The organism is Serratia ureilytica, assembly GCF_013375155.1.
In the GTDB taxonomy this organism is placed as follows: domain Bacteria; phylum Pseudomonadota; class Gammaproteobacteria; order Enterobacterales; family Enterobacteriaceae; genus Serratia; species Serratia ureilytica.
Map to the genome: position 1 here is coordinate 348,021 of NZ_JABXOF010000003.1, position 24,748 is coordinate 372,768.

A 24,748-nucleotide genomic window follows, 5' to 3' on the forward strand; every position below is an offset into this window, starting at 1 on the left:
TGTTACCCCTTAGTTCTTGCGGAACATCTTCAGCATGCGCTGAGTGACGGTGAACCCACCGAAAATATTGATGCTGGCGATCAGCACGGCGATAAAGGAGAGGAAACTCACCCAGCCGCCGTGGCCAATTTGCAGCAGCGCACCGACCACGATAATCCCTGAGATCGCGTTGGTGACCGACATCAACGGGGTATGCAGCGCATGGCTGACGTTCCAGACCACGTAGTACCCGACCACGCAGGCCAGCGCGAACACGGTAAAGTGCGACAGGAACTCTTTCGGGGCTGCGTCCGCCAGCCAGCCGAACAGCAGGATCGCCAGAGCCATCAGGCCGTACTTCAGCCACGGCGAGGTCGGCTTGGCTTCAGGTTTGGCGACCGGTGCGGCGGCGGGCGCCGCTTTCGGCTGGGCGGAAACCTGGATCGGCGGCGCCGGCCAGGTGATTTCACCGCTGCGCACCACGGTAACGCCGCGGATCACCGTATCGTCGAAATCGATATCGATCTCGCCGTTCTTCTCTTTCGACAGCAGCTTCAGCAGGTTGACCAGGTTGGTGCCGTACAGCTGCGAAGATTGTGTCGGCAAGCGGCTCGGCAGATCGGTATAGCCGATGATTTTCACGCCGTTGTCGGTCACGGTAATGGTGTCGGCCACGGTCAGTTCGCAGTTGCCGCCAGTTTGCGCCGCCAGATCGACGATCACGCTGCCCGGCTTCATCGACGCCACCATCTCTTTGGTGATCAGCTTCGGCGCCGGTTTACCCGGGATCAGCGCGGTGGTGACGATGATGTCAACCTCCGCCGCCTGTGCGGCGAACAGCGCCATCTCTGCCTTGATAAAGGCTTCGGACATCACTTTGGCGTAACCGTCGCCGCTGCCCGCTTCCTCTTCAAAATCCAGCTCGAGGAATTCCGCGCCCATGCTCTGCACCTGCTCTTTCACTTCCGGGCGGGTGTCGAAGGCGCGCACGATGGCGCCGAGGCTGCCCGCAGCGCCGATCGCCGCCAGGCCGGCCACGCCGGCGCCGATGATCATCACCTTGGCCGGCGGCACTTTGCCGGCGGCGGTGATCTGGCCGGTGAAGAAGCGGCCGAACTCATGCGCCGCCTCGACGATGGCGCGGTAGCCGGCGATGTTGGCCATCGAGCTCAGCGCATCCATCGACTGGGCGCGCGAGATGCGCGGCACCGAGTCCATCGCCAGCGCGGTGACGTTGCGCGCCGCCAGCTTGGCCATCAGCTCGGGGTTTTGCGCCGGCCAGATAAAGCTGACCAGCGTGCTGCCTTCGCGCATCAAGGCGATCTCGTCGTCTTGCGGCGCGTTGACTTTCAGGATCAGATCCGACTGCCACACGTCGTTTTCGTCGACCAGCGCCGCGCCGGCGGCTTCGTAGGCGACGTCGTCAAAACTGGCCAGTTTGCCCGCCCCGCGTTCAATCGCGACGGTAAAACCCAGCTTCAGCAGTTGTTCCACCGTTTTCGGCGTGGCTGCGACCCGGGCTTCATTGGCCAACCGCTCTCTTGGTACACCAATACGCATAATGTTCCCTTCTCACCTGTCTTGGATGATGTTTATTATTTTCCTGCCCATAGAACGGCGCCATCGGAGAGCGAGGCGTCAACTTGCCCGCACTGATTTCAGACGCCAACTATAACCTACTGAAAATAAGGTCGATGATCCATAATTGCTTACGCATTCAGCCCTGTTTTTACATAAAAACGCCGGGCGCGATATGACAAATCGCAATTTACAGTGAAAAAATGCATACAGAACAGCACATTCTGCATGGTTAGAGGTTTGCGCCCGGCGTAACGATTTATCGCCATGCGGGGCGGATAAGCATAAAAGTTATCATTTTGTGAATAATTAACACTAATGACACCAAAGCCTTTATTATGGAAACTTATGGCGGCGGCGCCATCCGTGCGACCCGCGTCACCGTCAAGGATTTGTCGCACGGGATAACATAAAATGCTGAGACAGTTTTCAGAATTACATGTAATAATCGACGGCTGAATTACACTTAAACAGTTCAGTACGTTATAAACGTTAATGCGCTAGGCGAAAGGATTTTTTATGAAGCTGAAGACCACGATCATCGCGTCAGCCTTGTTATCACTCACCGCGCTGTCCGCTCATGCGGCGCAAGAGTTAACTCCTGAGAAAGCAGCGGCGCTGAAGCCGTTTGATCGCATCACGATTACCGGCCGCTTCAATGCGATCAATGAAGCCGTCGACGCCGTATCCCGCCGTGCAGACAAACTGGGTGCCGATTCCTTCTATATCCAGGACAGCAACAACAGCAACAACGGCGGCAACTGGCGCGTCACCGCAGACCTTTATCATAAAGATGCGCCAGAAGTGAGCAAAACACCAAAATACCGCGTATTTAACGGCGTGAATGAACTGCCTAAAGAGGAAGCCTACCTGCTGGAGCCTTACGATACCGTGAGCGTCAGCGGTTTCTACCGCAGCCAGCCGGACATTAACGACGCCATCTCCAAAGAAGCGCAGAAAAAAGGCGCCGCCTCATTCTTCATCGTGCGCCAGGTTGACGCCAACTCCGGCGGCAACCAGTTCGTCACCGCCTACATCTATAAGGCCGATGCGCCGAAACGCCGCGTGCAGAGCCCGGACGCCATACCGGCCGATTCTGACGCCGGCCGGGCCGCGCTGGCCGCCGGCGGCGCCGCAGCCGCGAAAGTCGAAATTCCTGGCGTCGCGTCTTCCGGTTCACCAAGCCGCGAAGTGGGCCGTTTCTTCGAAACCCAGTCCTCTACCGGCCAACGCTATACCGTCACGCTGCCTAACGGCACCAAGATTCAGGAAGTGAACAACGTGACCGCCGCGCAGATGGTGCCATTCGATTCCGTCACCTTCACCGGCCACTTCAACAGCATGACCGACGTGTCCACCGAAGTGGCGAAACGCGCGGCCGAGAAAGGCGCCAAGTACTACCACGTCACTCGCCAGTGGCAGAACAAGAGCGGCGGCAACCTGACCGTCAGCGCCGATCTGTTCAAATAAAACCCGCTTTTCGGTTTACCATCGGGCAGCCCTTGAGCTGCCCGTTTTTATTGCCGCTCTTTTCGCCGCTCGTTGAATAGTTTTTTGTAAATTCCGCATATTCAATCATTGCATCTCTAATCATCCCTCCGTAGAATTTGCGCCAATTTTTAGGGCTATTGTCTATTAGCGCAATGGTTGTTAACACATTGTTGCCGCCAAGCAGTTCCCTTCCAGTTGTTTATTCTGCGTTCAGGATCCGTCATTGGAAAAAAAACTCGGTCTTACCGCGCTAACCGCTTTGGTGCTCAGCTCGATGCTGGGCGCCGGCGTGTTCAGTCTGCCGCAAAACATGGCGCAGGTCGCCAGCCCCGCCGCGCTGCTGCTGGGTTGGGGGATCACCGGCGTCGGCATTCTGTTTTTGGCGTTTGCCATGCTGTTGCTTACGCGTCTGCGCCCGGATCTGGACGGCGGCATCTTCACCTACGCCAAAGAGGGATTCGGCGAGCTGATGGGCTTCTGCTCTGCCTGGGGTTACTGGCTGTGCGCCGTAATCGCCAACGTCTCGTATCTGGTGATCGTGTTCGCGGCATTGAGCATTTTCACCGATCGCGGCGGCAACGTTATTCTCGGTGACGGCAATACCTGGCAGGCGCTGATCGCCGAATCCGCCCTGCTGTGGATCGTGCACGCGCTGGTGCTGCGCGGCGTGCAAACCGCCGCCAGCATCAATCTTGCGGCCACTCTCGCCAAGCTGCTGCCGCTGGGGATGTTCGCCGTTCTGGCGGCGATCGCCTTTAAAATGGACGTGTTCACGCTGGACTTCCAGGGGATCGCCCTCGGCAAGCCGGTATGGGAACAGGTCAAGGACACCATGCTGATCACCCTGTGGGTGTTTATCGGCGTGGAAGGCGCCGTGGTGGTTTCCGCGCGCGCGCGCAATAAGAAGGACGTGGGCCGCGCGACCATGTTGGCGGTACTGTCGGCGCTGGCGGTGTATCTGATGGTCACCTTGCTGTCGCTGGGCGTGGTGCCGCGCAGCGAACTGGCCGACATGCGCAACCCGTCGATGGCAGTGCTGATGGTGGAACTGATTGGCCCGTGGGGAGACGTGATCATCGCCGCCGGTCTTATCATTTCCGTGTGCGGCGCCTACCTCAGCTGGACCATCATGGCGGCGGAAGTCCCCCTGCTGGCCGCACAGCACGGCGCATTTCCACGCGTGTTCGGCAAACAGAACCGCCATCACGCCCCATCGTCTTCGCTGTGGCTGACCAACATCGCGGTGCAGCTGGCGTTGGTGCTGATCTGGTTGACCGGCAGCAACTACAACTCGCTGTTGACCATCGCGTCGGAAATGATCCTGGTGCCTTACTTCCTGGTCGGCGCATTTCTGTTCAAGGTGGCTTACCGTCGCCGCGACAAGCGCCTGATCTTCGCCGCCACCGGCGCCTGCGTCTATGGTTTATGGCTGCTGTACGCTTCCGGGCTGATGCACTTGCTGATGTCGGTGCTGCTGTATGCACCGGGCCTGTTGGTGTTCATGTACGCCCGCCGCGGCCATCAGGATATCAATCTGCTGAATCGCCTGGAAAAAGGCAGTATCTTCTTGCTGCTGGTGGCCACGCTGCCTGCCGGCTGGTTTATGTTGCACTAATCGCCTGCCAATGCGGCTGCCCGTCAGCCGCATTTCGTTACCCCGCTTTCCTCTTTTTTACCTCTCCCCCCGCTGTTGATCCGCCAATTGCCACGCTTGCGATCTTAAATGCAATTAATTATCATTATCATTTATAGCATCACCGGCAGGACACAGGTGAGGCCCCCGATGGCAAACATCAGGAGGTCTTGTTAAGACAGGCTGAAAATGGAAGGCATTTCATGGCTGAAAAACTGCTGCACGCACTCCCCCTGTTTGCCGCCTGGGAAGCGCTGATCGCCGAAGGCAACACGGCGTTCAATCAGCAACGCGATCGCCTGGCAATGACGCACTATCAACAGGCGCTGGAAGTCGCTCAGGCGATCCTCGCCGAGAAACCCTGGCTAAATGCGGACTATACCGCCAGATTTGAAGCGCTGAATATTTTCGAGTCTGCCCTTGCCGCGCTGATCGTCACGTTCAACAACATTACCCATCTGCGCCTGCGGCAGAAGCCTCTGCGCGGCGTCGAGCTGCATGTTCATCAGGCCCGAGTCGCTATCGAGCAACTGTTGGACGATACGTCGCTGTGCGAACAGATGCAGCAGATCGCCGAACGGCACCTGCTGCGCTTCAGGATTGAAACCCTGCACTTGCTGCGCGAACACCGGTTGCCGGAAACCAGCGTCTGCGCGCCGGCGGCCAACGCTTCCGCTACCTTGCATTAAAAGTGACACACCAATCTGAGGGTCATCTGTAATGAATGAATTGAATGACGAGATGAAGAAGATGCTGGCTAAACAGCTGCCTGTGCAGGCGACCAGCAGCCCGAACGGCGTTCCCGATATAGGCCCCAAGCGCTCTTTGCGCCTCTATGATGACCGTACGCTGATTTACAACGAAAATACCGGTGGCCAAACGCTGAAAAACATCAAGGCCGGCTCGAAAATGGCCGTTGTGGTCATCGATCGCGAGGCGCTGGACGGTTACCGCTTCGTTGGCACGCCCGAACTGTTTCTGGCGGGCAAGCCGTTTGACGATGCGTTGACGTTTGCGGAAAAAAACGGAATGAAGCCGCCGAAGTACGCGGTGTTAATTCATATAGACAGTATTTATACCCTGCGCTCCGGCCCGAATGCCGGGACCCAGCTCTAGACGCCGGCCGTCATGCGGCGTGAGACATCACGTTCATGGTTAGGCCATCGCGACGAGTCAATTGCCTAACCATGAACGGGCGGCCGGGTTGATGCCCGGTCAGCTTTTGGGAGGGATCGCGACGGTCATGCGTTCACCCACCAGAGTAATCGCAATGCCTTCCGCACACTCTTTCTGAATGGCCGCCAGTTGTTGAGCCTCCAGCGCATAAGGCAACTGAATATCAAACACCGCCAGGCCCTGCTGCTGCGCCAGGTCAATCAGGCGCACGATGTTGGTTTCATCGCTGACCTGCGTCGACACCACCTGCAGCGCCAACTCTTTTAACTGCTCTTTGCGCGTTTGCGAGGTGGTCACGCGCGATTTCAACACCATGCCGAAGATCGGCATCACACCATAAATAGCATCAACAAAGCGCCAGTGCTTCCTGCACGATGCGGACAGAAAATCCATATAGTCGAAACAGATTTTCTCACTGCGCGCGATGGATGCAAGGTGATTGCTGTTCATCCCCTCATTCCTCTCATGGCCAGTGTTAACCCGTGGTCTTTCAAGCCGCCGCCGGGGGCAACCTGAAATGCATTGGGGATCTTATATCCAGAAATGGATAATCATGCGAAGCTTTAACGACTTTCCGCCGTATGATGGCATAATTCCCCTATTGTTTGCCAGTCTGTCCAGGAGCTTTAATCAATGGAACACCACAACTCCGCCCCGGTGCTGATTACCGGCGGCGCACGGCGCATAGGGCTGGCGCTCGCCAGAGCGTTTCTCCAGCGCGGCGTTCCGGTCATCATCGCCTACCGCAGCGAATATCCGGCGATGGCCGAGTTGAAAGCCTTGGGCGCCTGCTGCATTCAGGGCGATTTTTCCACCCATGAAGGCATTTATCGTTTCGCCGATCAGGTGCGGCAGGCCGCGCCCAAGCTGCGCGCGGTGATCCACAACGCCAGCGCCTGGCAGGCGGAGTCACCGGAGGTGCCGCCGGAACAGGTCATGGCGGCGATGCTGCAAATTCACGTCTACACGCCCTATTTGCTCAATCAACTGCTCGAGTCCTGCCTGACCGGCCAGGGCCAGGCCGGCGCCGACATTATCCATCTGACCGACTATGTGGTGGAAAAAGGCAGCGACAAGCATATCGCCTACGCCGCCAGCAAAGCCGCGCTGGACAACATGACCCGGTCGTTCGCCCGCAAATTGGCGCCCGAAGTCAAAGTCAACGCCATCGCGCCGGCGCTGATCATCTTCAATCCGGGCGACGACGAAGCTTATCGTCGGCAGGCGCTGGCGAAGTCGCTGATGAAGGTCGCGCCGGGCGAGAGCGAAGTGGTCAATCTGGTGAACTACCTGCTGGAGAGCCGCTACGTCACCGGCCGCACCCACGGCGTCGACGGCGGGCGGCCGCTGCGCTGACGCAAAGATCCGCTTGGCGCAACCTCGCGGGCCGCGCTATGCTGAAATCCGCTTTTCTTATTAAAACACGGGCATATGCATAAAATTGTTTTTGTGGAAGACGATCCTGAGGTCGGCAAACTGATCGCCGCCTATCTGGGTAAACACGATATCGAGGTGCTGATCGAACCGCGCGGCGACAGCGCGCAAGCGCGCATCGAGCGCGAGCAACCCGATCTGGTGCTGCTGGACATCATGTTGCCCGGCAAAGACGGCATGACGCTGTGCCGCGATCTGCGCCCCACCTTCCCCGGCCCGATCGTGCTGCTGACCTCGCTCGACAGCGACATGAACCATATCCTGTCGCTGGAGATGGGCGCCAACGACTATATCCTGAAAACCACGCCGCCGGCGGTGTTGCTGGCGCGCCTGCGTTTGCATCTGCGTCAACACAGCCAGCAGCCGAAAGAAGAGTCGGTTCAGCCGCTTACCCAGCATAACGCGCTGCATTTCGGGCTGCTGTGCATCGATCCGGTCAACCGTCAGGTTACGCTGGGCGAGGAAACCATCACCCTGTCCACCTCGGATTTCGATCTGCTGTGGGAGTTGGCGACCCACGCCGGGCAGATCATGGATCGCGAGGCGCTGCTGCAAAACCTGCGCGGCGTGAGCTACGACGGCATGGACCGCAGCATCGACGTGGCGATCTCCCGCCTGCGCCGCAAACTGTACGACAACGCGCTGGAGCCTTTCCGTATCAAGACGGTGCGCAACAAGGGCTATCTGTTCGCCCCTAACGCCTGGGCATCGGTGCAACAATGAGAAAACTTTTCGTCCAGTTCTTTCTGTTGCTGTTCGTCTGTTTTCTGGTGATGGCGATGCTGGTCGGCCTGGTGTACAAGGTGACCGCCGAGCGCGCCGGCCGCCAGTCGATGGACGATTTGATGAAAAGCTCGCTGTACCTGATGCGCAGCGAGCTGCGCGAAATCCCGCTGAAGGACTGGAACAAAACTATCGCCACGCTGGATCTCAATCTGTCGTTCAAGCTTCATATCGAACCGCTCGGCAAACAGGAACTGAGCGAGGATCTGAAAAAGCGGCTGCGGCTGGGTGAAATCATCGCCCTCGACGATCAGTACACCTTTATGCAACGCATTCCGCGCAGCCACTATGTGTTGGTGGTCGGCCCCATTCCTTATCTGTTCTATCTGCACCAGATGCGTCTGCTGGATCTGGTGTTGCTGGTGTTTATCGGCATGTCGCTGGCGCTGCCGGTGTTTCTGTGGATGCGGCCGCACTGGCAAGACCTGCTCAAACTGGAAAACGCCGCCCAGCGGCTCGGCGCCGGGCATCTGGATGAACGCACCCACTTCGATCCCACTTCCAGCCTGAGCCGGCTCGGCGTGGCGTTCAACCAGATGGCCGACAACGTCAACACCCTGATCGCCAGCAAGAAACAGCTGATCGACGGCATCGCCCACGAGCTGCGCACGCCGCTGGTGCGCCTGCGTTATCGGCTCGAGATGAGCGATAACCTGTCCGAAGGCGAGCAGCAGGCGCTGAACCGCGATATCGGCCAACTGGAGTCGCTGATCGACGAGCTGCTGACCTATGCCCGCCTGGACCGGCCGCAGGTTGCGTTAAACATTGAACCCATCGATCTGCCAAAGTGGCTGGAGGACAAGGTCGATGATATCCGCCTTATCCATCAGGAACGCGACATCCAGCTCGACATCCCGCACGTCGGCGACTTCGGCGGCGTCGATCTGCGCCTGATGGAGCGCGTGCTCGATAACCTGGTCAACAACGCGCTGCGCTATTCCGAACAGCGCCTGCGCGTTGGGCTGTGGTTCGACGGCGACCTCGCCTGTTTGCAGGTCGAAGATGACGGGCCGGGTATCCCGCCGGAAGAGCGCGAGCGGGTGTTCGAGCCTTTCGTTCGCCTCGATCCCAGCCGCGATCGCGCCACCGGCGGCTGCGGGCTGGGGCTGGCCATCGTCCATTCCATCGCCGTCGCCTACCAGGGACAGGTGTTCGTCGAAGGCAGTTCGCTCGGCGGCGCCAGCTTCCGTTTCTGCTGGCCGGTGAAGCCGACATTCAGTTTAAAAGCCGATCTGGCGTAATACCGCCGGACCCTTCTCATTGGAGCCGAATAATAATGACATCTGCACCTTCCAACACATCTGCTTACGATCACCTGCGCGCGCTTTTTAGCCGGCTGTCGCGTTTCGGCCACCTGTCCGCCATCGCCGGTTGGGACATGCAAACCATGATGCCGCCGGGCGGCAGCAAGGCGCGCTCCGAAGCCCTGGCCGAATTGAGCGTGCTGCAGCACCAGATTTTAACGGCACAAAGCACCGGCGCGCTGTTGGATCGCGCGCAGCAGGAGACGCTGGACGAGATCGACCGCGCCAACCTGCGCGAAATGCGCCGCCAGTATGAAGACGCGGTGCTGCTGCCGGCGTCGCTGGTCGAAGCCAAATCGCTGGCCGGCGCCCGCTGTGAACACGCCTGGCGCGCCCAGCGCCCGGCCAACGACTGGGATGGCTTCGCGGAGAATCTGCGCGACGTGGTCAAACTCAGCCGGGAAGAGGCGCAGATCCGCGCGCAGGCGGCCGACACCAGCCGTTACGATGCCCTGCTCAACCTGTATGAGCCGGGCATGCGCAGCAGCGATCTCGATCGCATCTTCGGCGATTTGAAAACCTGGCTGCCGGATTTGCTGCAGCGCGTGGTGGCCAAACAGGCCAATGAACCCTGCCTGGCGCCGCAGGGCCCGTTCAATGTGGACACCCAGCGCCAGCTAAGCCTGAGCGTGATGAAGCTGCTCGGTTTCAACTTCGACAATGGCCGCGTTGACGTCAGCGCCCACCCGTTCTGCGGCGGCGTGCCGGAAGATGTGCGCATCACCACCCGTTACAACGAGAAAGAGTTTTTGACCGCGCTGCTCGGCATCGTGCATGAAACCGGCCACGCCCGCTACGAGCAGAACCTGCCGCGCGATCTGCTCGGCCAGCCGGTCGCCCTGGCCCGTTCCACCGCCATCCACGAATCGCAGAGCCTGCTGTTCGAAATGCAGCTGGCGCGCGGCAATGAATTCCTGAAAATCTTGCGTCCGCTGGTTACCGCGCAGTTTGGCGAACAGCCGGCGCTGGAAGAAGCCAACTTCATTCGCCTCAACCAGCGGGTGAAACCGGGCCTGATCCGCGTCGACGCCGACGAGGTGAGCTATCCTGCCCACGTCATCCTGCGCTACGAAATTGAAAAAGCGCTGATCGAAGGCGAGATCGAAGTGGAGGACATTCCGGCGCTGTGGAATGAAAAGATGCACGCTTACCTGGGCCTCGATACCATCGGCAACTACCGCAACGGTTGCATGCAGGATATCCACTGGACCGACGGCGCCTTCGGCTACTTCCCGACTTATACTCTCGGCGCGATGTACGCCGCGCAGCTGTTCCACAGCGTGCGTCAGGCCCTGCCTTCGCTGAACGAGGACATCGCCGCCGGCAATCTGCAGCCGTTGTTCCACTGGTTACAGCATAACATCTGGCGCCACGGCAGCCGTTTCCCGACCGACACGCTGATCGCCAATGCAACCGGTGAAGCGCTCAATCCGCGCTACTTCCGCCAGCATTTGGAAAACCGCTACCTGTAATCTCTCCCCGTGCGCGGCCACGGCCGCGCCCTTTTTCCCCTGCTTGACCTAATAATGCTACATAGCGCGCTTTCCTTGCCGGCAACGCCTTGGCTACAGGGTGGCGGGTTGTTACCTACCAATAGTATGTTGTAACTAATACCATAAACAGCCGCGCCCCTATCTGCCTCTCATCCCAGCGCATGACGGGCGATCATCGTCACCAATTGTGGTCTCAACGCGGCGGGCAGATCATGCCCCATGCCCGGCGTAATCTGCAATCTGGCGTTGGCGACGGCCCGAGCGATCGCCACCCCGCCGGCCTTGCGCACCAGCCGATCGCGATCGCCGTGAATCACCAGCGTCGGCGCGGCAATGCGCCGACTGTAACGCCGCAGATCGCCGCTGCCGAGCAGCGCGGAAAGTTGCCGCTGCATGCCCTCCGGATCCACGCCCCGCTTCAGCAACCGCTTCACCAGGGCATCCAGCTCCGCCTCCTCCGGCGGATAAGTCGCGGTGCCAAGCGCGCGCAGAAAGGCCTTCATCCCTTCCTGGCGCTGCTGCAGCGTCATATCGGCGGCAGGCCGGCGCACCAGCAACCACAGCAGCGAAGGCGCCGGCGGCGGTAACAGCGGTTGATTGGTGCTGGAAAACAAGATGCATAACGAGGCGACGCGCTGCGGGTATTCGGCGGCCAACACCTGGGCGATAATCCCCCCCATCGAGGCGCCAAGGACATGAGCCTGAGGAATGCGTAAATGATCGAGCAGATGCGCTGCGTCCGTCGCCATATCCGCCAGGGTATAAGGCACCGGCGTTTGCCAGCCGAGCTGAGCACGCAACATCAACAGCCACAGCGGCGTCTTGCGCTGCGCCCGCGTTTTACCGGAAAGGCCGACGTCGCGGTTGTCGTAGCGGATCACCCGAAATCCCTTGGCGACCAGAGCGCGGCAGAAATCGTCAGGCCACAGCAAAAGCTGCGCGCCGATGCCCATGATTAACAACAGCGGCGGATGCGCCTCATCGCCCCAGTCTTCATAGGCCAGCGGCACCTCACCCTGTTCCGTCACGCCACAACGAACCGTTATCTCGTTCATTTTAAATCCCTTTTATCGAGCCTGACGGTCATTATAGCAGCAATCCCTCCTGCCGCCGCCGCCCTGTACATTAGGTTACAAGCCGAAACCAATCACTCACGGAAAGCCGGACGCCGTTTGCCTACTATCATCTCAACGGCCCCGCAGTGGGGTTGATACCCAAAAGTCATGTTGAGGATTCTGCGATGAAAAAAGTATTAGCTCTGGTTGTTGCCGCTGCAATGGGTCTGTCTTCCGTGGCTTTCGCTGCCGAGGCTGCCACCACTACCGCGCCTGCGGCTACTGCAACCACCGCCACCGCTGCGCCGGCTAAAGCTCAGGTGAAACACCACGGCAAGAAAGCCCCGGTACAGAAAGCTCAGGCGGCCAAAAAGCATCACAAGAAAGCCGGCAAAAAAGCCCCGGCGCAAAAAGCCCAGGCGGCTAAAAAGCACCACAAGAAAGCCAGCCACAAAAAAGCGTAATATCGTGAGGTTCCCCTCACCGCTTCAGGCTTGACGTGCACGACACCCGGTTCACCGGGTGTTTTTTCATCCGGGGGGGTCTCATTGATGCTGCGCCGCTACCTGTTCGAGATCATTCTGACCGCCCTGATCCTCTGTGGACTGATCGCCGTCTTTTTTTATCTGTAGCCTGTCGCCTCGCCGGCGGGAAATTATTGAAAAATCAGTTATTGCCCATCCACATGGCTGCTAAATCAGTCTATAGTTAGCATTCAGTGTGTTTATGGATGATCCGTATTTGTCAGGCAAGAGATCTATGCGCATATCCGTTTTACTGTTGCTGTGCTCACTCCCGCTCATCGCCTCCCAGGCGGCACGCGCCGACGGCCCGTCCAAGGCCGAGCAAACGCGTCTGTTTTTCGGCAAAGATGAACGAATCAAGGTCACGGATACCGCCGCCCAGCCGTGGCAAGCCATCGGCCAGGTCGAAACCGCCAGCGGCAATCTGTGTACCGCCACGCTGATCTCCCCACACCTGGCGCTGACCGCCGGCCATTGCGTGCTGGCGCCGCCGGGACAATTGGATAAAGCCGTCGCCCTGCGCTTCGTGGCGGGCGATAAATCATGGCAGTATCAAACCGACAATATTGAAACCCTGGTCGACAGCAAACTGGGCAAAAAGCTGAAAGCGGACGGCGACGGCTGGATCGTGCCGCCCGCTGCCGCCGCTTATGACTTTGCGCTGATCCGGCTGAAAGACAAAACGCCGCTGCCGATCGCCCCGCTGCCGCTGTGGCAAGGCGACAGCAAGGCGTTGACTCAGGCCCTGAAACAGGCCAAACGGCTGATCACCCAGGCGGGCTACCCGGAGGACCATCTTGATGACCTCTACAGCCACCAAAACTGCAAGGTGACCGGCTGGGCCCAGCAAGGGGTGCTGTCGCACCAGTGTGATACCCTGCCCGGCGACAGCGGCTCACCGCTGCTGTTGAAAACCGCCGACGGCTGGCAGCTGATCGCCATCCAGAGTTCGGCGCCGGCGGCGAAAGATCGTTACCGCGCCGATAACCGCGCTCTGGCGGTGCCCGGCATCCGCGAGGCGCTGGACGCCCTGGCGGCAGGCAAGTAGCTCTCGCAACGGCGCATCAAGCGCCGTTGCTGTTTCTCTGTTTCCTGAATTTCAACTTGCGCTGCGCCGGCCGTTTGCCGGCCGGCGCGCCTGAGCTTAGCCCGAAAGCTGTTCGATGGTTTGCAGAATGCGCTTGTCGGAGATAGGGTAAGGTGTGCCCAGCTGCTGCGCGAACAGGCTGACGCGCAGTTCTTCAATCATCCAGCGCACCGCTTTCACCTCTTCCTCCTGCTGTCGCTTCGGCGGCAGCTTGTTCAGCCACTGCTGCCACGCCTGCTGCACCTGCTCCACCCGCAGCATCTGCGCGCGATCGCGGTGCGGATCGATAGCCAGTTTCTCCAATCGGCGTTCGATCGCCTGCAGGTAGCGCAGCGTGTCCGGCAGCCGTTTCCATCCGTTGCCGGTGACGAAGCCGCGGTAGACCAGCCCGCCGAGCTGGGTCTTGATGTCCGACAGCGCCAGCGCCAACGACATGTCCACCCGGCCTTTCAGCCGTTTGTTGATGTTGAAGACCGCCGTCAGGATCTGTTCAACCTGCTTGGCCACCTCAACGACCGTGTCGTTCAGCTCGGCGCGGATCTGCTCCTGCAACCGTGCAAAGTCTTCCTCCTGCCAAACCGGGCCGCCGTGTTCGGCGATCAGTTTGTCGATGCCGCACGAAATGCAGTCGTCGATCAGCTCCAGCACCTTGCCGTACGGGTTGAAATAAAGCCCCAGCTTGGCCTTGTTCGGCAGCTTTTCATGCAGATATTTGATCGGCGAAGGAATATTCAACAACAGCAGGCGGCGCGTGCCCTGCCACATCGCCTGTTGCTGTTCGCTTTCGCTGTCGAACAGGCGGATCGCCACGCTGTCCTTTTCATCCACCAGCGCCGGATAGGCTTTCATCGAATAGCCGCCGCGCTTCTGCTCGTAGAACGCCGGCAATTGGCCAAAGCTCCAGACATGCAGGTTGCTCTGCTCCAGTCCGTCATCGGCCACCGCCGACAGCGTCTCCTGCACCTTCTCTTTCAACTGCAGGCGCAGGGCGGCCAGATCTTTGCCTTCGCGCAGCGTCTGGTTTTTCTCGCCCACCACGCGGAAAGTCATTTTCAGGTGATCGGGCACCTGATCCCACTGCCAGTCATCACGTGACACGGTCACGCCAGTCATACGCCGCAGCTCGCGCTCCAGCGCGTCAAGCAGCGGCAATTCCAGCGCCGTTACGCGGCCAAGGAACGCTTCGGCGTAGTTCGGCGCCGGCACGAAGTTGCGACGCACCGGTTTCGGCAACGATTTGATCAGCGCGATCACCAGCTCACGGCGGATGCCGGGGATCTGCCATTCGAAGCCCTGCTCCTCCACCTGGTTGAGGATCGGCAGCGGGATGTGCACCGTCACGCCGTCGGCGTCAGTGCCTGGTTCGAACTGATAGCTCAGCCGCAGTTTGAGGTTGCCCTGATGCCAGAAGTTCGGGTAATCCAGCGCGCTGATCTTGTTGGCGCCATCCTTGATCAGCATCTCTTTTTCGAAGTTCAGCAGGTCGGGCTGCTGTTTGGCGGCGGTCTTCCACCAGCTGTCGAAATGAAGGCCGGACACCACGTCGTTGGGGAGACGGCGATCGTAGAAGCCGAACAGCGTTTCGTCGTCCACCAGAATGTCGCGGCGACGCGATTTATGCTCCAGCTCTTCCACTTCGGCGCGCAGCTTTTGGTTTTCGCGGAAGAAAGCATGGCGCGTCTGCCAGTCGCCCTCCACCAGCGCATGGCGGATAAACAGCTCGCGGCACAGCAGCGGATCGATGGCGCCGTAATTGACCTGGCGCGCCGCGACGATCGGCAGACCGAACAACGTGACCTTTTCGCTGGCCATCACCGCCCCCTGCGACTTCGACCAGTGCGGTTCGCTGTAGCTGTGTTTCACCAGGTGCTGAGCCAGCGGCTCGATCCATTCCGGTTCGATGCGCGCGGCGATGCGCCCCCACAGGCGGCTGGTTTCCACCAGTTCAGCCACCATGGTCCACTTCGGCGGCTTCTTGAACAGGCCGGAGCCGGGGAAGATCGAGAAGCGGGCGTTGCGCGCGCCGGTGTATTCCTGCTTGTCCGCATCCTTCTGGCCGATGTGCGACAACAGGCCGGTCAGCAGCGCGGTGTGGACGCTGCGGTAGTCGGAAGGCGCGCTGTTGATCGGCAGCCCCAGCTCTTTCACCACCTGGCGCAGCTGAGTATAGATATCCTGCCACTCGCGCACCCGCAGGTAGTTGAGAAAATCGTTGCGGCACAGCCGGCGGAACTGGCTGGAGGAGTTCGCCTTTTGCTGCTCCTGCAGATAATCCCACAGGTTGACGAACGCCAGGAAGTCCGAGTCTTTGTCGGCGAAGCGGCGGTGTTTTTCATCCGAGGCCTGCTGCTTGTCCATCGGGCGCTCACGCGGATCCTGAATCGACAGCGCGGCGGTGATGATCATCACCTCGCGCACGCTGCCGCTCTTCTGCGCTTCCAGCACCATGCGCGCCAGACGCGGGTCGATCGGCAACTGCGCCAGCTGCCGGCCCTGCGGCGTCAGCTGATAGTGGCCGTTATCGGCGGTGGTGATCGCCCCCAGCTCTTCCAGCAGGCGCACGCCATCTTGAATGTTGCGTTTGTCCGGCGCCTCGACGAACGGAAACGCGGCGATGTCGCCCAGCCCCAGCGAGGTCATCTGCAGAATGACCGACGCCAGGTTGGTGCGCAGAATTTCCGGATCGGTAAATGCCGGCCGCGAGAGGAAATCCTGTTCGGAGTACAGACGGATGCACACCCCCTCCGACACGCGGCCGCAACGCCCTTTACGCTGGTTGGCGGAGGCCTGCGACACCGGTTCGATCGGCAGGCGCTGCACCTTGGTGCGGAAGCTGTAGCGGCTGATGCGCGCGGTGCCCGGATCGATGACGTACTTGATGCCCGGCACCGTCAGCGAGGTTTCAGCCACGTTGGTGGCCAACACGATGCGGCGGCCGTGATGCGACTGGAACACCCGGTTCTGCTCGCTGTTCGACAGGCGCGCATACAGCGGCAGCACTTCGGTATGCGGCAGATTGAGACGGTTCAGGGCATCGGCGGTATCGCGGATCTCGCGCTCGCCGCTCATGAAGATCAGAATGTCGCCCGGCCCCTCGCGTCCAAGCTCGTCCACCGCATCGAAAATCGCCTGCAGCTGGTCGCGATCGGTATCGTCGCCGTCGTCGACCACCGGGCGGTAGCGCACCTCCACCGGGTAGGTGCGGCCGGAAACCTCGATGATTGGCGCATTGTTGAAATGGCGCGAGAAGCGCTGCGGATCGATGGTCGCCGAGGTGATGATCACCTTGAGATCCGGTCGCTTCGGCAACAGTTCGCGCAGGTAACCGAGAATAAAGTCGATGTTGAGGCTGCGCTCGTGCGCTTCATCGATGATCAGCGTATCGTACTGCATCAGCAGACGGTCCTGCTGAATTTCCGCCAGCAAAATACCGTCGGTCATCAGTTTGACCAGGGTGTTTTCTCCCACCTGATCGTTGAAGCGCACCTTGTAGCCGACGCTGCCGCCGAGCGGGGTTTCCAGCTCGTCGGCGATGCGGTTGGCGACGGTGCGCGCCGCCAGGCGGCGCGGCTGGGTATGGCCGATCAGCCCTTTCACCCCACGCCCCAGCTCCAGACAGATCTTCGGCAACTGGGTGGTTTTCCCCGAGCCGGTCTCCCCGGCGACGATCACCACCTGGTGGTCGCGGACAGCTTTTAAGATGTCCTGCTTTTTCTGGCTGACCGGCAGGCTTTCCGGATAGGTAATGCGCGGGCAAGACGCGGCGCGCGCCTGCACTTTTTGCCGCGCCGTCGCGATGTCGCTTTCCACTTCGGCGGCGACCGCCAGCTGGGCATCGGGATTTTTGATTTTTCGTGCGCCCTGCAGGCGACGACGCAGGCGTTGTTGATCGCGGAGCATCAGCTCGCCCAGTTGGGCCGGCAGTGCCTCGAGCGGAGATTTCACGTTCGGTGTTCCTTGTTTCATCGTGGCCAAGACCAGGCTTAGCAACGGTTTAATGTTTTTTTAGCGATTTTTTTGCTTTAGCCGCACAGCCTATCACAAACGGCTTTTTCCCCCTACTTTCGCGAGTAACGCCTCGGCAGGTTATTCAATAAAATCGAACGAAGATCTCGAAATATTGCGCTATCACTGTTGGGGGAATGTGAATAGCATGTAGTTCATGCAAGGGACGCTGAGTCCTGATGTCACTGTCACAACGTAAGGAATTATCGATGAGCAACGTATTGGTTCTGAAATCAAGCATCCTGGCGACCTACTCTCAGTCTAACCAACTGGCCGATTTCTTCGTAGAGCAATGGAGCAACGCCCACAGCGGCGACACCATCACCGTGCGCGATCTGGCCGCACAGCCAATCCCGGTGCTGGACGGCGAGCTGGTTGGCGCGCTGCGTCCTTCCGATGCTCCGTTGACTCCGCGTCAACAAGAAGCGCTGGCCCTGTCGGACGAACTGATCGCCGAGCTGCAGGCCAATGACGTTATCGTGATCGCCGCACCGATGTACAACTTCAACATCCCGACCCAGCTGAAAAACTATTTCGATCTGGTCGCCCGCGCCGGCGTGACTTTCCGTTACACCGAAAACGGTCCGGAAGGCCTGGTGAAAAACAAACGCGCCGTGATCCTGACCAGCCGCGGCGGCATTCATAAAGGCACCCCAACCGACCTGGTGGAACCTTACCTGCGTCTGTTCCTGGGCTTCATCGGCATCACCGACGTGGAGTTCGTCTTCGCGGAAGGCATCGCCTACGGTCCGGAAGTGGCGACCAAAGCACAGGAAGACGCCAAAGCGGCCCTGTCTCAGGTGGTTGCCGCGTAAGAGCCAGCGCAGGGGCGCCATGCCCCTGCCGGACAAGAGGCAAGCCTTGTCAAACCTGCACTACCCTCATAATAATCATCTATCCGTATCATTCAGCGCGCCAGACGGCGCGCTTTTTTTTACTTCTTCAGCCACTGGCCGTTGATGCCGCGCACATACTCGCCGCTCTGCGCCCGCGTCACCAGCTTCTGGCCGGCCATGCGCGCCACTTCATCGACGGCGATATGGTTGCCGTCCGCCACTTCCTGATACTTCTCGGCGCGGCCGGCGTTGATGCGCTTCACCAGCGCCAAAGTTTCGGCGTCCTGCTGCACCGGCGCGATGTAGCCGCTCAGGGTTTCCCCCACCCGCCCTTGCTGCTTCGCCTCATCCAGCGTCAGCGCCATCGCCAGGCCGCTGAACAGCCAGGCGGCGCCGGCCAGCCACAAATAACGTTTTTTCATGTCGGCTCCTAGAACAGACCGCTTTGGGTTTTCAGCAGGTTTTCGACGTCCTTATCCACCTTGATATGAATTTCATGTTCGATCTTGACGTTCATATTGATGGTGATCGGATCCTTAGGCGTCGCCACCTCGATGCGCGGCACGCAGCCGCTCAGCAGCGAAACGCACAGCACCGCTGCCAGCGTCGACACACTCATGATTTTCATTGTTGCTCCCCAGGTTGTGAGAGGGCCTGCTCCAGCCACTCCTGTAAATTGTCGCCGAAGCGCAAACTGCGCCACAGCTGAAACACGTTTTCCTGATGACGATAGTTCAGGATCACCTCGCGCTTGGCGCTTTTCTGCGGGTTGATGCCGTCGATGCGTGCGCTCAGCGTCAGCTCGCCCAGGTTGTCGAGATCGACCCGGGCATGCGAACGGTTGATTTCCATGTAGCGCAGCCAGTCGATCGCCGCGCCGGTCGCCAGGTTGTTGCTGCCGATGGCGTCGGCCATGTCTTTGTCCAGGCGCAGCGTCAACGTGCCGGCGTTGGCGATCCAGCCGTTTTGCACCAGCCACTTCGGATGGTTCAGGAACAGCGGCAACTCGCCGTCGACGCGGCCGGACATGGCGAACTGCTTCGGTTTCAGGGCGGTAAACAGCGCGCTGAGATCGACCTTGTCCAGCTTCAGCACTGCGGCGTCATGCTGCGGCAACCGCAGCGCAGACAGGCTGATATGCCCGTTGAGCATGTCCACGCCGACGTTGCTCAACGTCAGTGGCTGCCCTTCGCTATAAGGATAGGTGCCCTGCAAATCGGCGGAAATGTTCTGCATCTCGAACAGGTTGGTGAAAGACTTGATGCGCAGCGATACCGGCTGTTTAGCTCCCAATTGCCAGTGATGCTGCTTGAACCGGTACGACAGGATGAAATCCAGGCCGCTCATCTCCCCGTCCTTCAGCCACATGCCGCCGTTTTTCACCACCCAGTGGCCACCGGCCTCGAACCCTTGTTCGCGGGCGGCGGAAAACGCCGACTGCGCGTAAAACTCGCCGTCGCGCAGCGTGAGATTGAGATCCGGCGCCAGCAGCGGTTGGAAGACCTTCAGCGACTGTTTCGGCCACCAGCCTTCGCCGCGCAGACGTTCGCCGTCCCAACGGCCGCGCAGCGCGATCGGACCGATCTGTTGCGCCTGTAGCTTGCCCTGCATCTGGAAACTGTCCGGCGAACGGCCGTTCACCTGCAGCGCCAGCACCGGCGCCGGCAGATAACCGCCATCGCTGAAGATGACCTTATCCGCCGCCAGCTGCAGCTCACCGTTGAACTGCGGGCTTTGTTCATCACGCCGCCAGCGCAGCGGCTGGTTGAGGCTCAAGCGCGGCGCGGCGACCGTCACCAGGCCGTACTTCAACTTATCGAAGCCGGTGGAGAGTTTATCGAGCACCAACTCGCTGTCGCGCCAGCTGCCGCTGCCGGCCACGTCCCAGGCGGCCTGCAGCGGCGGCAAGCGGCCATTGCCCCAGTAGCGCCATTGCCAGTGGCCCTTGTCCGGCCAGAAATCCTGCGCCTGGCCGTCCAGATGCAGCTTGAAGCGGCCCCAGTAACTGTCGCTGGCGCTCAAAATCGCCTGCAGGCGGCCGGTAATACCGGCAGCGGTCACCTTCACGCCCGCCAGCGGCAAACGCGCCTCTTCCAGCGTCATTTCCGGCGTCACCTTGCCCCACAGGCGCAGCAACGAACCCGGCTGCAGAACCAGCGTCGGATTGAGAATGCTGCCGCCGAGCACGCCCGGGACCGACGCGGTAGCGGAGAAGTCGGCCAGATTGGCCTGGCCGGTCAGTTGGAACCGCAGATCGCTGTCGGTCAGCCCCACCTTGCCCGGCCCGAGGGTGAGCACCGCATTGCCCTTGCCGTTGTGGCCGGCCGTGATCACGTTCAGCCGCGCGCTGATCTCCGTTTCATCCAGTCCCTTGCTCCAGTCGTGCAGCGCGATGCTGAGGCCGCCGTTCAACGGCTGTCCGCTGTAGGGCCAACGCCACTCGCCCTGCTTGATGCTGACCCGCTGCGGGGTCACTTCCCACGGCAGCACCGCCAGCGGCCGATCGTCGCCTTTCTCGCTCACCGTCAACACGCCCTGCTGCTGTTGCCAGCGCATATCCAGCAAAACCGGTTTTTCCAGATAGGCCGTCTGCATTTCACCCTGCAGCGCGCCCTGCGTCGGCAGGCTGGCCAGATCCAGCGGAATGGTTATCTTGCCGGCGAGGCGCAGCGGTTGCGCGCTGTTGGGCGGAATGACGGTCAGGCTGTGCAACGTCAGCTGTTGTTTTTCATCCAACTGCGCCTCGGCGCTGAGATTCGGCCCCCGATAATGCAGACGTTGCCCGTCAGAGCCGGAGGAAAGCTGCAGCTTCCCGGCATAACGCTGCCAGGGAATGAGCGTGAGGTCATGAATGGTGAGATCCAGCGGCGGCAGCTGCCGCTGCAGTTGATCGAGCGCAAGCGGCGCGCTGTTGGCGTCGCCGCCCGGCAGTTTTGACAAACAGGCGCTATCGACGCTGACCTTATCGCTCGACAGCTGCCAGCGGCCTTGCCGATAAGCCAGCCGCGTCGGCCCGACGCTGGCCAGCAGACAATCTTGCGCGGTGAAACGCGCCCCCGCCAACGTCAGGCCGCCCTGGCGCCAATGCAATTTGCCCTGCAACTCCAGTCGGCTTCCCGACGGCAACCAATGCGATAACACCCCCGGCAGCCAGCGCGGCAAGGTTTGCCACAACGCCAGCACCAGGATTGCGCAGCCCGCCACCGTCCCTATGAATACTTTCAATCGCCTGGTCATTAAATGATTGCTTCGTTCCTGTGTTAGGCATTGGTTAAGTCTATGCCTGAATTGACAATAATGATGGCACGAATTTGACATAGGGTGAAGCTGAGCGCGGTCGCAGAGGCGATTTGCACCCTTTTGGCGCAAGCGCGCGCGGAGTTGTAGATTTTCGTTACATATACATCACATAAATAGGACAGTTTTCAGACTTTTGTTATTGTTGTTACCGTTGATGATTAATAGTCTTGCAAGCATTCTAATAAAAGTTTAGCTGCTAGCTAACTGTGTACTAGAGAAGCCATTCCCCACACCCCCGTGGGGATTTTTTTGTCGCCCGCCTCACCGTCGCCTTCCCTTCACCGCCGCCAGCCCACAGCAGCCCTGCAGCGTGGCTAACCAATTGTCGAATTTACTAAAATCTGTTAAATTGATCACAAAATCACGGTGGAGAAACCACGATGAAATTGGCGATATACAGCACCAAACAGTATGACCGTAAATATCTCGAACTGGTGAATCAGCAGTTTGGCTATGAGCTGGAATTCTTCGACTTTTTACTCAGTAAAAAAACCGCCAAAACGGCCGCCGGTTGCAAGGCGGTGTGTATCTTCGTCAACGACGACGGTAGCCGTGAAGTGCTCGAAGAACTGGCGGCGCTGGGCGTCGAAATTCTCGCCCTGCGCTGCGCCGGTTTTAATAACGTCGATCTGGACGCCGCCAAAGCGCTGGGCATCAAGGTAGTGCGCGTGCCGGCCTACTCGCCGGAAGCCGTGGCGGAACACGCGGTAGGCATGATGATGTGCCTGAACCGCCGTATTCACCGCGCATATCAACGCACCCGCGACGCCAATTTCTCTCTCGAAGGGCTGATCGGCTTTAACATGCACAATCGCACCGCCGGCGTGATCGGCACCGGTAAAATCGGCGTGGCGACGATGCGCATTCTCAAAGGCTTCGGCATGAAGCTGCTGGCTTACGATCCGTTCCCCAGCGAACAGGCGCTGGAACTGGGCGCAGAGTATGTCGACCTGAAAACGCTGTACGCGCAATCCGACGTAATCACCCTGCACTGCCCGCTGACGCCGGAAAACCACCATCTGCTGAATGCCGACGCCTTCGCGATGATGAAAAACGGCGTAATGGTGATCAACACCAGCCGCGGCGCGCTGATCGACTCTACCGCCGCCATCGACGCGTTGAAGCAGCAAAAAATCGGCGCGCTCGGGATGGACGTCTACGAGAACGAACGCGATCTGTTCTTTGAAGACAAGTCTAACGACGTGATTCAGGATGACGTGTTCCGCCGCCTGTCGGCCTGCCACAACGTGCTGTTCACCGGCCATCAGGCTTTCCTGACCGAAGAGGCGCTGACCAGCATTTCGCAAACCACGCTGCAGAACATCAGCCAATTGGATCGCGGCGAAGCCTGCCCGAACCAGTTGAACGCGTGAACGGCATTTCGGGGCGCCCCCTGCGGCGCCCTGTTTATTTGAGAGCGCGACGATGAGAACAACGATGGCCGCCCTTGCGGCGCTGGTCTTGGGGGGATGCAGCATGAAACCACCCGCGACCGTTACGCCCGGCGATCTGATGCATCATAATTTCGTGTTGCAGAGCGTCGATGGCGAAGCGGCAAAATCCCCAACGGGCGGCGTCCTGCTCAATCTGGAGTTCGGCGAGAACCTGCATGTGTCCGGCGCGATGTGCAACCGCTTTTTCGGCCAGGGGCAATTACGCGACGGCGTACTGACGGTAAAACCGTTGGCCTCGACGCGCAGGCTGTGCCCTGATGAGCAGCGCAATCGCTGGGATCGGGTGATCGGCACCGTGCTGGAAAACGGCGCCGAAGTGACGCTGAGCGCGCAGCAGCTGACGCTCAACGGCAGCGGCCACACGCTGGTTTATGCCCTGCGCGACTGGGTATATTGATTCTGGACGCCAGGCCTGGCGCCGTGGGCTTACCCGGCGCAGCTGCCCAGGCCCAGCGTGCGTTCCTCACACTGTTTGCCGTTCGGCATCTGGCACATGCGCAACGCTTCACCGTTCAAGTTGTGCGCGATGGTGGTAACGCCGCCGACCGCCGCGCAACCGGCGCTGGTCTGCAACGTATTGATTCTGGCACTGTTGCCCTGCTGTACTGGCTCTTCGTTGTTGCTGCTGCAGGCGGCTAAAAGCACCACGGCGCTGGCAAGCAGCCATTTTGATGTCGTCATTATCCCACTCCTGAACCCGGAACTGCGCTGTGTAAAATCGCCATTGCCGATAACGCGCGTCACTTGGCGGACACGTTTCGCTATCTTTGATGCAAACTTGTTTAATCTAGCTCGATATATAAATAATGAAAATATATTCCGGCCATTATTTGTGGTTTTTTTGCACCGGCCGGACATTTATTTTGTTTGCAGAATATTTCCGCCCCCATTGCGGGAGGTTAAACGTGACAGCGGCCCCCACCGCCCGCCCCGGCCGCAGAGAGAAAGTGATAACGTCACCGTTGCCGGCGACGGGGTTTCTTCGCATGATATCGGTATTAATTAACCCCGCGTGCTTTCGGCGTGACGGCGCATTTTTTGCTACCGGAGAGGATGATATTTGCGTCTATGCTGACGGCGCTAACTAATTAGCATTCCACTATTTTCAGTGAATGATGGCTGAATTCTTCAACCGGCGCGACTTGCTGTCACGCCGGCTTTTTTTACATCAAAATAACATTCAGTGCACAGAGGCTTTCGACAGTAAATTAATTACCAGCACGCCGGCAATAATTAATCCCATGCCGACAATCGCCGGCCAATCCAATTTTTGCTGATAAACGAATACCGCCGCGACCGACACCAGCACGATCCCCATGCCCGACCAAATCGCATACACAATGCCCAGCGGCATGCTCTTGACCACCATCGACAGCCCCCAAAACGCTACGCCGTAGCCCAGCACCACCAGCAGCGACGGCCACAGACGGGTAAAGCCCTCGGAGGCTTTCAACATGGTGGTGGCGATCACTTCCGCGACTATCGCCATCGTCAAATACATAAATCCGCTCATGGTTTTCTTCTGTCAGTTTACCGATGCGCAATTATGACGCGCCGGAAATAAATTGTCTTTAAACGGCGAAAACAATTTATTGAAGGACCTCAACCGGCGATGC

At 59.5% G+C, this 24,748-nt stretch carries 24 protein-coding genes; 14 read left to right on the forward strand and 10 right to left on the reverse strand.

The annotated features are described in order from the left end of the window. Nucleotides 1-9 precede the first annotated feature (9 nt). Nucleotides 10-1,539 (reverse strand): Re/Si-specific NAD(P)(+) transhydrogenase subunit alpha, encoded by a 1,530-nt coding sequence (pntA, locus tag HWW83_RS08155; protein ID WP_033643207.1) that lies wholly within the window; start codon nt 1,537-1,539, stop codon nt 10-12. A gap of 537 nt (nt 1,540-2,076) precedes the next feature. On the opposite strand from pntA, the gene ydgH reads away from it, so the two are divergent. Continuing rightward, nucleotides 2,077-3,027: a DUF1471 family protein YdgH gene (gene ydgH / locus HWW83_RS08160; protein WP_025302966.1), complete on the forward strand. Its 951-nt coding sequence runs from the start codon at nt 2,077-2,079 to the stop codon at nt 3,025-3,027. On the opposite strand, the gene HWW83_RS08165 is transcribed toward ydgH, so the two are convergent. Next, nucleotides 3,020-3,214 carry a hypothetical protein gene (locus tag HWW83_RS08165; RefSeq protein ID WP_127897184.1) on the reverse strand — a complete coding sequence of 65 codons (195 nt, stop codon included), beginning with the start codon at nt 3,212-3,214 and terminating at the stop codon, nt 3,020-3,022. The two genes, ydgH and HWW83_RS08165, sit on opposite strands and share 8 nt — an antisense overlap. A gap of 57 nt (nt 3,215-3,271) precedes the next feature. On the opposite strand from HWW83_RS08165, the gene HWW83_RS08170 reads away from it, so the two are divergent. The 3 genes from HWW83_RS08170 (at nt 3,272) to HWW83_RS08180 (ending at nt 5,797) form a co-directional block, all read left to right on the forward strand. Beyond that, the gene (locus HWW83_RS08170) at nt 3,272-4,663 is read left to right on the forward strand and encodes an amino acid permease (RefSeq protein ID WP_176589197.1); all 1,392 of its coding nucleotides are present in this window, start codon (nt 3,272-3,274) and stop codon (nt 4,661-4,663) included. Between the two features lie 221 nt (nt 4,664-4,884). Continuing rightward, nucleotides 4,885-5,370 (forward strand): DUF2753 family protein, encoded by a 486-nt coding sequence (locus HWW83_RS08175; RefSeq protein ID WP_164119845.1) that lies wholly within the window; start codon nt 4,885-4,887, stop codon nt 5,368-5,370. A gap of 31 nt (nt 5,371-5,401) precedes the next feature. After that, nucleotides 5,402-5,797 (forward strand): pyridoxamine 5'-phosphate oxidase family protein, encoded by a 396-nt coding sequence (locus HWW83_RS08180; RefSeq protein WP_033643210.1) that lies wholly within the window; start codon nt 5,402-5,404, stop codon nt 5,795-5,797. Between the two features lie 99 nt (nt 5,798-5,896). Here the strand turns inward: HWW83_RS08180 and HWW83_RS08185 are convergent, their stop codons facing one another. Beyond that, on the reverse strand, nt 5,897-6,307 hold the full coding sequence (locus HWW83_RS08185) for a hypothetical protein (protein WP_033643211.1): 411 nt from the start codon (nt 6,305-6,307) through the stop codon (nt 5,897-5,899). Nucleotides 6,308-6,490: 183 nt separating this feature from the next. Between HWW83_RS08185 and folM the strand changes: the two genes are divergently transcribed. From folM to HWW83_RS08205, 4 genes are all read left to right on the forward strand, one after another. After that, nucleotides 6,491-7,213, forward strand: coding sequence for a dihydromonapterin reductase (gene folM, locus HWW83_RS08190; RefSeq protein ID WP_033643212.1), 723 nt, complete (start codon nt 6,491-6,493; stop codon nt 7,211-7,213). Nucleotides 7,214-7,288: 75 nt separating this feature from the next. Next, on the forward strand, nt 7,289-8,014 hold the full coding sequence (rstA, locus tag HWW83_RS08195; protein ID WP_004938307.1) for a two-component system response regulator RstA: 726 nt from the start codon (nt 7,289-7,291) through the stop codon (nt 8,012-8,014). After that, complete coding sequence (gene rstB / locus HWW83_RS08200) at nt 8,011-9,315, forward strand: two-component system sensor histidine kinase RstB (protein ID WP_033643213.1); 1,305 nt, start codon at nt 8,011-8,013, stop codon at nt 9,313-9,315. Before rstA ends, rstB begins: the two co-directional genes overlap by 4 nt. Nucleotides 9,316-9,350: 35 nt before the next feature. Further along, entirely contained in the window at nt 9,351-10,850 is a 1,500-nt protein-coding gene (locus tag HWW83_RS08205; protein ID WP_046687123.1) for a carboxypeptidase M32, read from the forward strand. Between the two features lie 170 nt (nt 10,851-11,020). On the opposite strand, the gene HWW83_RS08210 is transcribed toward HWW83_RS08205, so the two are convergent. Next, complete coding sequence (locus tag HWW83_RS08210) at nt 11,021-11,926, reverse strand: alpha/beta fold hydrolase (RefSeq protein WP_176589198.1); 906 nt, start codon at nt 11,924-11,926, stop codon at nt 11,021-11,023. A 185-nt stretch (nt 11,927-12,111) separates the two neighbouring features. On the opposite strand from HWW83_RS08210, the gene asr reads away from it, so the two are divergent. The 3 genes from asr to HWW83_RS08220 all read left to right on the forward strand — a co-directional run bounded on the left by asr (nt 12,112) and on the right by HWW83_RS08220 (nt 13,498). After that, nucleotides 12,112-12,390 carry an acid resistance repetitive basic protein Asr gene (gene asr, locus HWW83_RS08215; RefSeq protein WP_033643216.1) on the forward strand — a complete coding sequence of 93 codons (279 nt, stop codon included), beginning with the start codon at nt 12,112-12,114 and terminating at the stop codon, nt 12,388-12,390. Nucleotides 12,391-12,477: 87 nt separating this feature from the next. Continuing rightward, entirely contained in the window at nt 12,478-12,558 is an 81-nt protein-coding gene (gene ydgU, locus HWW83_RS25895; protein WP_456301727.1) for a small membrane protein YdgU, read from the forward strand. Between the two features lie 127 nt (nt 12,559-12,685). After that, entirely contained in the window at nt 12,686-13,498 is an 813-nt protein-coding gene (locus HWW83_RS08220) for a trypsin-like serine peptidase (RefSeq protein WP_046687125.1), read from the forward strand. A gap of 96 nt (nt 13,499-13,594) precedes the next feature. Here HWW83_RS08220 and hrpA read toward each other — a convergent pair whose 3' ends face one another. Beyond that, nucleotides 13,595-17,482, reverse strand: coding sequence for an ATP-dependent RNA helicase HrpA (gene hrpA, locus HWW83_RS08225; RefSeq protein ID WP_176589199.1), 3,888 nt, complete (start codon nt 17,480-17,482; stop codon nt 13,595-13,597). Between the two features lie 269 nt (nt 17,483-17,751). Here hrpA and azoR point away from each other — a divergent pair, with 269 nt between their 5' ends. Continuing rightward, entirely contained in the window at nt 17,752-18,357 is a 606-nt protein-coding gene (gene azoR / locus HWW83_RS08230; protein ID WP_015377994.1) for an FMN-dependent NADH-azoreductase, read from the forward strand. A 119-nt stretch (nt 18,358-18,476) separates the two neighbouring features. Here azoR and HWW83_RS08235 read toward each other — a convergent pair whose 3' ends face one another. Genes HWW83_RS08235 through HWW83_RS08245 form a run of 3 tightly spaced genes read right to left on the reverse strand, consistent with a single transcriptional unit; the run spans nt 18,477 to nt 21,615 of the window. Further along, complete coding sequence (locus HWW83_RS08235) at nt 18,477-18,800, reverse strand: YdbL family probable chaperone protein (RefSeq protein ID WP_033643218.1); 324 nt, start codon at nt 18,798-18,800, stop codon at nt 18,477-18,479. A gap of 8 nt (nt 18,801-18,808) precedes the next feature. Further along, on the reverse strand, nt 18,809-19,006 hold the full coding sequence (locus HWW83_RS08240; RefSeq protein ID WP_025302979.1) for a YnbE family lipoprotein: 198 nt from the start codon (nt 19,004-19,006) through the stop codon (nt 18,809-18,811). Then, nucleotides 19,003-21,615: a YdbH family protein gene (locus HWW83_RS08245; RefSeq protein WP_176589200.1), complete on the reverse strand. Its 2,613-nt coding sequence runs from the start codon at nt 21,613-21,615 to the stop codon at nt 19,003-19,005. Before HWW83_RS08245 ends, HWW83_RS08240 begins: the two co-directional genes overlap by 4 nt. 443 nt (nt 21,616-22,058) lie before the next feature. Here HWW83_RS08245 and HWW83_RS08250 point away from each other — a divergent pair, with 443 nt between their 5' ends. Together HWW83_RS08250 and hslJ are read left to right on the forward strand one after the other, a co-directional pair. Next, on the forward strand, nt 22,059-23,051 hold the full coding sequence (locus tag HWW83_RS08250) for a 2-hydroxyacid dehydrogenase (RefSeq protein WP_033650287.1): 993 nt from the start codon (nt 22,059-22,061) through the stop codon (nt 23,049-23,051). 52 nt (nt 23,052-23,103) lie between these two features. After that, entirely contained in the window at nt 23,104-23,529 is a 426-nt protein-coding gene (gene hslJ / locus HWW83_RS08255) for a heat shock protein HslJ (protein ID WP_033643221.1), read from the forward strand. A gap of 29 nt (nt 23,530-23,558) precedes the next feature. Here hslJ and HWW83_RS08260 read toward each other — a convergent pair whose 3' ends face one another. Then, the gene (locus tag HWW83_RS08260) at nt 23,559-23,813 is read right to left on the reverse strand and encodes a putative hemolysin (RefSeq protein ID WP_176589201.1); all 255 of its coding nucleotides are present in this window, start codon (nt 23,811-23,813) and stop codon (nt 23,559-23,561) included. A gap of 499 nt (nt 23,814-24,312) precedes the next feature. Further along, nucleotides 24,313-24,645: a multidrug efflux SMR transporter SsmE gene (ssmE, locus tag HWW83_RS08265; RefSeq protein WP_033632935.1), complete on the reverse strand. Its 333-nt coding sequence runs from the start codon at nt 24,643-24,645 to the stop codon at nt 24,313-24,315. Between the last annotated feature and the right edge of the window lie 103 nt (nt 24,646-24,748).

Coding starts and splice junctions, on each gene's coding strand:
- pntA (WP_033643207.1), bottom strand. CDS start 1,539: ATGCGTATTGGTGTACCAAGAGAGCGGTTGGCCAATGAAGCCCGGGTC.
- ydgH (WP_025302966.1), top strand. CDS start 2,077: ATGAAGCTGAAGACCACGATCATCGCGTCAGCCTTGTTATCACTCACC.
- HWW83_RS08175 (WP_164119845.1), top strand. CDS start 4,885: ATGGCTGAAAAACTGCTGCACGCACTCCCCCTGTTTGCCGCCTGGGAA.
- HWW83_RS08180 (WP_033643210.1), top strand. CDS start 5,402: ATGAATGAATTGAATGACGAGATGAAGAAGATGCTGGCTAAACAGCTG.
- HWW83_RS08185 (WP_033643211.1), bottom strand. CDS start 6,307: ATGAACAGCAATCACCTTGCATCCATCGCGCGCAGTGAGAAAATCTGT.
- folM (WP_033643212.1), top strand. CDS start 6,491: ATGGAACACCACAACTCCGCCCCGGTGCTGATTACCGGCGGCGCACGG.
- rstA (WP_004938307.1), top strand. CDS start 7,289: ATGCATAAAATTGTTTTTGTGGAAGACGATCCTGAGGTCGGCAAACTG.
- rstB (WP_033643213.1), top strand. CDS start 8,011: ATGAGAAAACTTTTCGTCCAGTTCTTTCTGTTGCTGTTCGTCTGTTTT.
- HWW83_RS08205 (WP_046687123.1), top strand. CDS start 9,351: ATGACATCTGCACCTTCCAACACATCTGCTTACGATCACCTGCGCGCG.
- HWW83_RS08210 (WP_176589198.1), bottom strand. CDS start 11,926: ATGAACGAGATAACGGTTCGTTGTGGCGTGACGGAACAGGGTGAGGTG.
- asr (WP_033643216.1), top strand. CDS start 12,112: ATGAAAAAAGTATTAGCTCTGGTTGTTGCCGCTGCAATGGGTCTGTCT.
- ydgU (WP_456301727.1), top strand. CDS start 12,478: ATGCTGCGCCGCTACCTGTTCGAGATCATTCTGACCGCCCTGATCCTC.
- HWW83_RS08220 (WP_046687125.1), top strand. CDS start 12,686: ATGCGCATATCCGTTTTACTGTTGCTGTGCTCACTCCCGCTCATCGCC.
- azoR (WP_015377994.1), top strand. CDS start 17,752: ATGAGCAACGTATTGGTTCTGAAATCAAGCATCCTGGCGACCTACTCT.
- HWW83_RS08235 (WP_033643218.1), bottom strand. CDS start 18,800: ATGAAAAAACGTTATTTGTGGCTGGCCGGCGCCGCCTGGCTGTTCAGC.
- HWW83_RS08240 (WP_025302979.1), bottom strand. CDS start 19,006: ATGAAAATCATGAGTGTGTCGACGCTGGCAGCGGTGCTGTGCGTTTCG.
- HWW83_RS08245 (WP_176589200.1), bottom strand. CDS start 21,615: ATGACCAGGCGATTGAAAGTATTCATAGGGACGGTGGCGGGCTGCGCA.
- HWW83_RS08250 (WP_033650287.1), top strand. CDS start 22,059: ATGAAATTGGCGATATACAGCACCAAACAGTATGACCGTAAATATCTC.
- hslJ (WP_033643221.1), top strand. CDS start 23,104: ATGAGAACAACGATGGCCGCCCTTGCGGCGCTGGTCTTGGGGGGATGC.
- HWW83_RS08260 (WP_176589201.1), bottom strand. CDS start 23,813: ATGACGACATCAAAATGGCTGCTTGCCAGCGCCGTGGTGCTTTTAGCC.
- ssmE (WP_033632935.1), bottom strand. CDS start 24,645: ATGAGCGGATTTATGTATTTGACGATGGCGATAGTCGCGGAAGTGATC.